The organism is Sulfurivirga sp. (genome assembly GCF_015490265.1).
GTDB lineage: Bacteria > Pseudomonadota > Gammaproteobacteria > Thiomicrospirales > Thiomicrospiraceae > Sulfurivirga.
Map to the genome: position 1 here is coordinate 43,169 of NZ_WFYD01000011.1, position 8,314 is coordinate 51,482.

Sequence of the window (8,314 nt, forward strand, 5' to 3'; positions counted from 1 at the left end):
CAATTACCCCTTCAGCTCGTCCAGATCGTCCACATTGATCTGCCGGCGGTGACGGAACACCAGCACCAGAATCGCCAGACCGATGGCCGCCTCGGCTGCCGCCACGGTCAGAATGAAGAACACGAAGATCTGCCCCTGCACGTCGTTGAGGTAGTGACTGAAGGCCACCAGATTGGTGTTGACGGCCAGCAGCAGAAGCTCCACGCACATGAGGATCAGCACCAGATTCTTGCGGTTGAGGAAGATGCCGGCCATGCTGATCATGAACAGCACGGCGCCAAACACCAGATAGTCGGACAGAGCGATCATTTGGCGCCCTCCTCTTCTTCCTTGTTCTCGGGCAGGTCCGGCTCCACTTCCGCCGGCATCTTCACCATGGTCAGACGGTCCTCGGCACGCACACGCACCTGAGCGTCAATATCCTGATAGAGCGCTTCGGAGGGCGGACGGCGACGCAGCGTCAGAGCGATGGCCGCCACAATGCCGACCAGCAGCAGCACGGCCGCCAGCACGAAGGCATAGGCGTGCTGCGTGTAGAGCGGCACGGCGATCTCCTTGGTGTTGCTGTAGTCCGGGCCGTGCTCAACCGGCTTGAACTGCGCCAGCCCGAAGTGTTCCGGCCCCACGACCATGTAGATCAGGCCGAACACTACCAGCGACACCAGAACCCCGATGGGCAGATAGCGGGCGAAGCCTTCCTTCATCTCGGCCAGGTTGATGTCCAGCATCATGACCACGAACAGGAACAGCACCAGCACAGCGCCCACATAGACCAGAATCAGCACCAGACCGAGGAACTCGGCTTCGGCAAGGATCCATACTGCTGCAGTACTGACAAAGGCAAGCACCAGCCACAGGGCAGCCTTGACCGGGTTGCGCACGGTGATCACCATCAGGCCGGCAAAGGCGGCGATGGCGGCAAAGGCATAGAAGACCAGCTGTTCAAAACTCATCTCACCGTCCCTCAGCGATATTTGGCGTCCGCAGCCTTGTCCGCCGCGATCATCTGTTCATGTTTGTCGCCGAAAGCCAGCAACTTTTCCTTGGTCATGATGTTCTCACCCCGCTCCCAGAAGACATATTCGAACACGCGGGTTTCTACGATCGCATCGACCGGGCAGGCCTCCTCACAGAAGCCGCAGTAGATGCACTTGAACATGTCGATGTCATAACGCGTGGTGCGGCGGGTGCCGTCCTCGCGCTCCTCCGACTCGATGGTGATGGCATTGGCCGGGCACACCGCCTCGCACAGTTTGCAGGCGATGCAACGCTCCTCGCCGTTCTCATAGCGGCGCAGGGCGTGATGGCCGCGGAACCGGGGAGAGATGGGCGTCTTCTCCTCCGGATAGCGCACGGTGATCTTCGGCTTGAACAGATACTTGCCGGTGACCGCCAGTCCCTTGAACAGTTCGATCAGGCCGAAGGTCTTGATCCAGTGGCGAATGTTATCGGTCATCATGCTGTCCTCAGTTGAACCACGGGCCGACTTTGAAGTAATGCATCAGCATGACCACAAAGACCCAGACGATGGTCAGCGGAATGAACACCTTCCACCCCAGCCGCATCAGCTGGTCGTAGCGATAGCGCGGGAAGGTGGCACGGAACCACAGGAAGACGAACAGCAGGAACGCCACCTTGGCCGCCAGCCAGAAGAACGGCGGCACCCAGGCAAACAGCGTCTCCAGCAGCGGGATGCCTTCGAACGGAGACAGCCAGCCGCCCAGGAACATGATGGACGTCATGTAGGAGATCAGGATCATCATGGCGTATTCGGCCAGGAAGAAGACCGCGAACGCCATGCCTGAATATTCCACATGGAAGCCGGCCACGATTTCGGATTCGCCCTCGGCGATATCGAAAGGCGCCCGGTTGGTCTCCGCCACGCCGGAGATGAAATAGACCACGAACATGGGCAGCAGCGGGATCAGATACCAGTGCCAGATGCCGCCCTGCTGACCTTCCACGATCTTGGTCAGGTTCATGGTGTCCGCCACCATCAGCACCGTCACCAGCGCAAAGCCCATGGCGATCTCATAGGAGATCTTCTGCGCGGAGGAACGCAGGCCGCCCAGAAAGGCGTACTTGGAGTTGGACGCCCAGCCGGAGACCACCACGCCATAGACGGTGATGGACGCGATGGCCAGCACATAGAGCACGCCGGCGTCAATGTCGGTCACCACCCAGCCTGGTGCGAACGGCACTACCGCCCACACGGCGATGGCCGGCGCAATGGCGAGAATCGGTGCGATGAGGAACAGATAGACGTTCGACTGGGTGGGCAGCACCACCTCCTTGAACATCAGCTTGACCGCATCCGCGATGGGCTGCAGCAGGCCATAGGGGCCCACACGGTTCGGCCCCATGCGCACCTGCATGTAGGCGATCACCTTGCGCTCGGCGTAGGTGAGGTAGGCCACGGCGATCATGATGGGCAGGATGACCACCACCGCCTGGATCAGCAGCGTGATCAGCACGGCCAGCCAGTCCCACATCCATCCGGACAGCCAATGTTGCAGTGTCGCAAACATAAATCCGCTCCCGCTTCTTTAGGCTCTGACTTCGGCGCAGACGGCCGGGACAGTCAGGGTTTCGTCAATGGCGACCGGTTCGAACACCGCCCCTTCGGCCACCGCCTCATCCTGACGGTTGGGCAACTCTACACAGGTTTCTCCACAGCAGAGGACGACCTTTTCAGTCTCAAGTCGGCTGACGGTTTCGGCCACAGCGGCACCGGCCGCCTGCTGCAGCGGTTCAGCCCGACGCACGACCATGTCGGTGCTGTAGAGCGCCAGGGACGGCACGACTTCCAGTTCTCCGCCTGCCACAAAGGTGTCAGGCATGGCAATCTCGGCCCCGACCTCGGTCACTGCCTGGCGCGCCTCCTCAAGCACCTGATCGGCGTGAATATAGTCGAAGCCGTCCACATCCAGCACATTGCCCAGCACGCGCAGCACCTTCCACGCCGGCTTGGCATCGCCGGGGGCGTCGGTCACCTGCTTGAAGGACTGCCAGGTGCCGGTGGCGCTGACCAGGGTGCCGGCGGTCTCATAGGCAGTCGCGACCGGCAGCAGAATGTCGCTGTATTCCCTGGCGCGAGCATTGGCGAAGGGTGTCAGGTTGATGACCAGCTCCGCCTGCTCCAGCATCTGCACGGCCCTTTCACCCCACAGGGTGTCATATTCAGGTTCCACACCCAGGGTAATTACGGCTTTCGCCCCTTTCTCCAGCATGTCATTGAAGCTCTCGCCGGCGAAGTCCAGCGCCTGCGCGCCCATCTCATTAGCCGCCAGCGGCAGAATGTTGACGCTCGCCCCCGTCTTCTCGCCCAGCACAGCGGCCAACGCGGCCAGCTCTGCGTAATGACGGCTCATGCGCGCCACGCCACCGACGAAAATGGCGGATTTGTCCTGTTTCAGCGCCTCGGCCCAGGCATGATGCTGGTCGGTGACCGGCACATCGGACAGTCCGGCGGGAAGCTCGGCGCCTGCCGCCTTGGCTACGGCCGCCAGCTGGCGCACCATCTCGCTCGGCTTGACGATGAGCCGGTCGGCGATGTCAAAGGTGCTGGCGTAATCCATCGGATTGAGCATGTGCACCGAGGCACCGGCCAGCTGCGCCTTGCGCACGCGCAGGTTGAGCAGCGGCAGCTCATGGCGCAGATGGCTGCCCACGACCAGCACATGATTGAGCTGCTCTACCTCGTCAAGGCCCAGTTTCAGCCCCAGCGGCACTTCTACACGGAAATCCTGCTGCCGCAGACGCCATTCGCGCCGTCTGACACCCAGCGCGTCGGTCAGCTTCCTGAGCAGATACAGCTCTTCCACCGTGGCGTTGGGCGAGGCCAGCACGGCAATATCCTGCGGCGAATTCAGAAAAGGCTTCAGGCGCTCCACCACTGCCTCCAGTGCCTCCTCCCATTCGACCTCCTCCCAGCGGCCATTGCGCTTGACCATGGGCACGGTCAGACGGTCCTCGGCATAGAGGCCCGTGTAGGCGAAGCGGTCACGGTCGGAGAGCCAGACTTCGTTGATGGCTTCGTTCTCCCGCGGCACCACACGCATCACCTTGCCATGATAGGTATGCACCTCGATATTGGAGCCAAGGCTGTCGTGGGCGGCGATGGCCGGCGCAGCCTTGAGTTCCCAGGCGCGCGCCTTGTAGCGGAAAGGCTTGGAGGTCAGCGCCCCCACCGGACACAGATCGATGATGTTGCCGGAAATCTCGGAGGTGATGGACTTGCCCACGAAAGTGGTGATCTCCATCCACTCGGACCGGCCGACCGCACCCAGCTCCATCAGACCGGAAATCTCCTGCCCGAAACGCACGCAGCGGGTGCAGTGGATGCAACGGGTCATGTCGGTGGCGATCAGAGGGCCCACATCATGGTCGGGCACCACGCGCTTGGCCTCGGAATACTTGCCCACGTCGTCACCGTATTCGAAAGCCACGTCCTGCAGCTCGCACTCGCCGCCCTGGTCACAGATGGGGCAGTCCAGCGGGTGGTTGATGAGCAGGAATTCCATCACCGCCTTCTGCGCCGCCCGGGCCTTGGGCGAGCGGGTGAACACCTTCATGCCGTCGGTGACCGGCGTGGCGCAGGCCGGCAGCGCTTTGGGCGCGCCTTCCACCTCCACCAGACACATGCGGCAGTTGGCGGCGATGGACAGCTTCTTGTGGTAGCAGAAGCGGGGAATCGGGATATCCGCGCTGTCCGCCACGTCGATCAGCATGTCCCCTTCGTGGGCCTCAACAACCTGACCATTGATTTCGATCTTGATCATAAGCGGATCCCTGACCCCTTAGGCACGGTCGTAAATGCTGCAACCGTGTTCGATGTAATGACGGAATTCGTGTTCAAAGTGCTCCAGGAAACTGGCCACCGGAATGGACGCCGCATCCCCCAGACCGCAGATGACCCGGCCCATGATCTTGCCGGACACATCCTTGAGCATCTCGATGTCCTCGGGACGCCCCTTACCGGTGCGGATCCGGTGCACGACCCGGTACATCCAGCCCGTGCCCTCGCGGCACGGGGTGCACTGGCCGCAGGACTCCTCGTAGTAGAACCATGTGAGCCGCTCCAGCGCCTTCACCATGTCGGTGGTCTCATCCATGATGATGACCGAACCGGCGCCGAGGAAGGACCCCGCCTTGGCGATGGAGTCATAGTCCATGTTCATCTTCATCGCCTTCTCGGCCGGCAGCACCGCCGTGGACGAGCCCCCCGGAATCACGGCCTTGAGCTTGCGCCCCTTCCACACGCCGCCCGCCAGCGACAGCAGATCCTTGAAGGGGGTGCCCATGCGCACCTCATAGTTTCCGGGCTTCTCCACATGGCCGGAGACGGCGTAGATCTTGGTGCCACCGGCACCGGGCACGCCCAGATCGGCAAACCACTTGCCGCCCTTGGCCAGAATCATGGGAATGGAGGCGAGCGTCTCGGTGTTGTTGATCGTGGTCGGACGCCCGTAGAGACCATAACTGGCCGGAAACGGCGGCTTGAAACGGGGTTGCCCCTTCTTGCCCTCGATGGACTCGATCAGCGCGGTCTCTTCACCGCAGATATAGGCCCCCGCACCCAGATGGGTGTAGAGATCGAAGTCCCAGCCGGAACCGAGGATGTTCTTGCCAAGCAGGCCGGCCTCGTAGGCCTGCTTTACCGCGTTGTCGAAGCGCTTGTAGGGCTCCCAGAACTCACCGCGGATGTAGTTGTAACCGGCATTGGCGCCGATCACGTAGCCGGCGATCATCATGCCCTCAATCAGCTGGTGAGGGTTGTAGCGGAGAATGTCACGGTCCTTGAAAGTGCCCGGCTCACCTTCGTCGGAATTGCACAGAATGTATTTGGGACCGGGTGCATGGCGGTTCATGAAGCTCCACTTCAGCCCGGTGGGAAAACCGGCACCTCCGCGGCCACGGATGTTGGAGGTCTTGACCTCGTCGATGATCTCCTGAGGCGTCAGCTCGCCGGCCAGCACCTTTTTCCACACCTCATAGCCACCGTTGGCCATGTAGACGTCAATGTCCCACGACCGGTCCAGGTGGTTGAGGCGGTAGCAACACTCGTTCAGCGGAATCTCTGCCATAACTTACTCCAGGCTGTCCAGCAGCTCATCCAGCCGCTCACGGGTCAGATTGCCGTAGTATTCCTTGCCGATCATCGCCACCGGCGCTTCGCCGCAGGCACCCAGACACTCCACCTTCTTGATGGAGAAGCGGCCGTCGGGCGTCACCTCACCCACATCCACGCCGAGCTTCTCCTTCAGGTACTCGACCAGATCATCGGCATCCCGCAGCATGCAGGAGATGTTGGTGCACATGCAGATCTTGTGCTTGCCGACCGGCTTGTGCTCATACATGGAGTAGAAGGTGGCCACCTCATAGACGGCCATGGGCGCCATGCCGAGATAGTCGGCCACCTCATCCATCAGCTCGCGGGTCAGGTAGCCACCGTTGACCTCCTGCACGATGCGCAGCGCCGGCATCACGGCGGACTGACGCTGGTCGGCGGGATACTGGGAAATCCACCGATCGATGCGGGCCTTCACATCGCCCTTGATGACCTGATAGTTCTTCTCGCTCATCGGTCGATCTCCCCGAATACGATGTCCTGGGTTCCGATAATGGTGACCACGTCTGCAATCATGTGGCCCTTGCACATCTCGTCAAGCGAGGCCAGATGGGCGAAGCCCGGCGCCCGGATCTTGAGGCGATAGGGCTTGTTGGCACCGTCGGAAACCAGATAGATGCCGAACTCGCCCTTGGGATGCTCCACTGCTGCATAGGCCTCACCTTCCGGCACGCTGTAGCCTTCGGTGAACAGCTTGAAGTGGTGGATGAGCGCCTCCATGTTGGTCTTCATCTCCTCACGGGAGGGCGGCGTCACCTTGTGGTTCTCCGCCATCACCGGACCGGGATTCTCCCGCAGCCACTTGATGCACTGACGGATGATCTTGTTGGATTCGCGCATCTCCGCCATGCGCACCAGATAGCGGTCATAGCTGTCGCCGTTCTTGCCGACGGGAATGTCGAAATCCAGCCTGTCGTACACCTCGTAGGGCTGTTTCTTGCGCAGATCCCACGCGACACCGGAGCCACGCAGCATGGGGCCGGTAAAGCCCAGCTGCAGCGCACGCTCCGGCGATACGACACCAATGTCCACGGTGCGCTGCTTCCAGATGCGGTTGTCGGTCAGCAGCGTCTCATACTCGTCCAGATAGCCCGGGAAGCGCTCGGTGAAGGCCTCCAGAAAGTCCAGCAGGCTGCCCTCACGGGTTTCGTTCAGACGCTTCAGCTCCTTTTCGGAGCGCCACTTGGACGGCTTGTATTTGGGCATGCTGTCCGGCAGATCGCGATAGACCCCACCCGGACGGTAGTAGGTGGCGTGCAGACGGGCACCCGAGACCGCCTCGTAGCAGTCCATCAGGTCCTCACGCTCGCGGAAGGCGTAGAGGAACACCGTCATGGCGCCGATATCCAGCGCATGCGCGCCCACCCACAGCAGGTGATTGAGAATGCGGGTGATCTCGTCGAACATCACGCGGATGTACTGGGCACGTTCCGGCACCTCAATGCCCAACAGCTTTTCGATGGCCATGACATAGGCGTGCTCGTTGCACATCATGGACACGTAGTCGAGACGGTCCATGTAGCCGATGGACTGGTTGAACGGCTTGTATTCAGCCAGTTTTTCCGTGCCGCGGTGCAGCAGCCCGATATGCGGGTCGGAGCGGACGACGGTCTCACCGTCCAGCTCGAGAATCAGACGCAGAACGCCGTGCGCCGAGGGGTGCTGAGGACCGAAGTTGAGCGTGTAGTTCTTGATTTCTGCCATCTGTCGTCACCCCTGCTCAGCAAAACCTTCGTCACGAATGACCCGCGGCACGTTGACACGGTTTTCGATGGAAACCGGCTCGTAGACGCAGCGGCCCTGCTCCGGGTCGTAACGCATCTCCACATGACCGGTCAGCGGAAAATCCTTGCGCAGCGGATGACCGACAAAGCCATAGTCCGTCAGAATGCGGCGCAGATCCGGATGCCCGCGGAAGATGATGCCGAAAAGGTCGAACGCCTCACGCTCGAACCAGTTGGCACAGTTCCATACATCCACGACGGAATCGATGGTCGGCTGCGCCGTGTTTTCGATGAAGGCGCGCACGCGGATGCGACGGTTGTCAGCAACCGAGAGCAGATGCATCACCACCGCAAAACGGCGCGGCATGTCCAGCGGCAGCTCGCTGACCTGCTCCTCGAAATCGAACACGCCCCGGCTGAAGCCCTCATTGGGGGCGTCCAGCGTCTCCCAGTTGGTGCG

The 8,314-nt window shown here is 61.4% G+C and carries 9 protein-coding genes; all 9 read right to left on the reverse strand.

Going from position 1 to position 8,314, the window contains the following annotated elements; genetic code table 11:
* Positions 1-3: 3 nt before the first annotated feature.
* Complete coding sequence (gene nuoK, locus F8K16_RS00745; RefSeq protein ID WP_294945564.1) at positions 4-309, reverse strand: NADH-quinone oxidoreductase subunit NuoK; 306 nt, start codon at positions 307-309, stop codon at positions 4-6.
* The gene (locus F8K16_RS00750; RefSeq protein WP_294945567.1) at positions 306-953 is read right to left on the reverse strand and encodes an NADH-quinone oxidoreductase subunit J; all 648 of its coding nucleotides are present in this window, start codon (positions 951-953) and stop codon (positions 306-308) included. The genes nuoK and F8K16_RS00750 overlap by 4 nt, the downstream gene beginning before the upstream one ends.
* 11 nt (positions 954-964) lie before the next feature.
* Positions 965-1,456, reverse strand: a complete 492-nt coding sequence (gene nuoI / locus F8K16_RS00755) for an NADH-quinone oxidoreductase subunit NuoI (RefSeq protein ID WP_294945590.1) — start codon at positions 1,454-1,456, stop codon at positions 965-967.
* A 10-nt stretch (positions 1,457-1,466) separates the two neighbouring features.
* Positions 1,467-2,528 (reverse strand): NADH-quinone oxidoreductase subunit NuoH, encoded by a 1,062-nt coding sequence (nuoH, locus tag F8K16_RS00760; RefSeq protein ID WP_294945570.1) that lies wholly within the window; start codon positions 2,526-2,528, stop codon positions 1,467-1,469.
* 18 nt (positions 2,529-2,546) lie between these two features.
* Positions 2,547-4,781 carry an NADH-quinone oxidoreductase subunit NuoG gene (gene nuoG / locus F8K16_RS00765; RefSeq protein ID WP_294945572.1) on the reverse strand — a complete coding sequence of 745 codons (2,235 nt, stop codon included), beginning with the start codon at positions 4,779-4,781 and terminating at the stop codon, positions 2,547-2,549.
* A gap of 18 nt (positions 4,782-4,799) precedes the next feature.
* Complete coding sequence (gene nuoF, locus F8K16_RS00770; protein ID WP_294945575.1) at positions 4,800-6,086, reverse strand: NADH-quinone oxidoreductase subunit NuoF; 1,287 nt, start codon at positions 6,084-6,086, stop codon at positions 4,800-4,802.
* A 3-nt stretch (positions 6,087-6,089) separates the two neighbouring features.
* Positions 6,090-6,584, reverse strand: coding sequence for an NADH-quinone oxidoreductase subunit NuoE (gene nuoE, locus F8K16_RS00775; RefSeq protein ID WP_294945578.1), 495 nt, complete (start codon positions 6,582-6,584; stop codon positions 6,090-6,092).
* Entirely contained in the window at positions 6,581-7,834 is a 1,254-nt protein-coding gene (locus tag F8K16_RS00780; RefSeq protein ID WP_294945581.1) for an NADH-quinone oxidoreductase subunit D, read from the reverse strand. Before F8K16_RS00780 ends, nuoE begins: the two co-directional genes overlap by 4 nt.
* 6 nt (positions 7,835-7,840) lie before the next feature.
* Positions 7,841-8,314, reverse strand: a 474-nt coding sequence (locus tag F8K16_RS00785) for an NADH-quinone oxidoreductase subunit C (RefSeq protein WP_294945583.1), incomplete at its 5' end; no start/stop codon positions are given.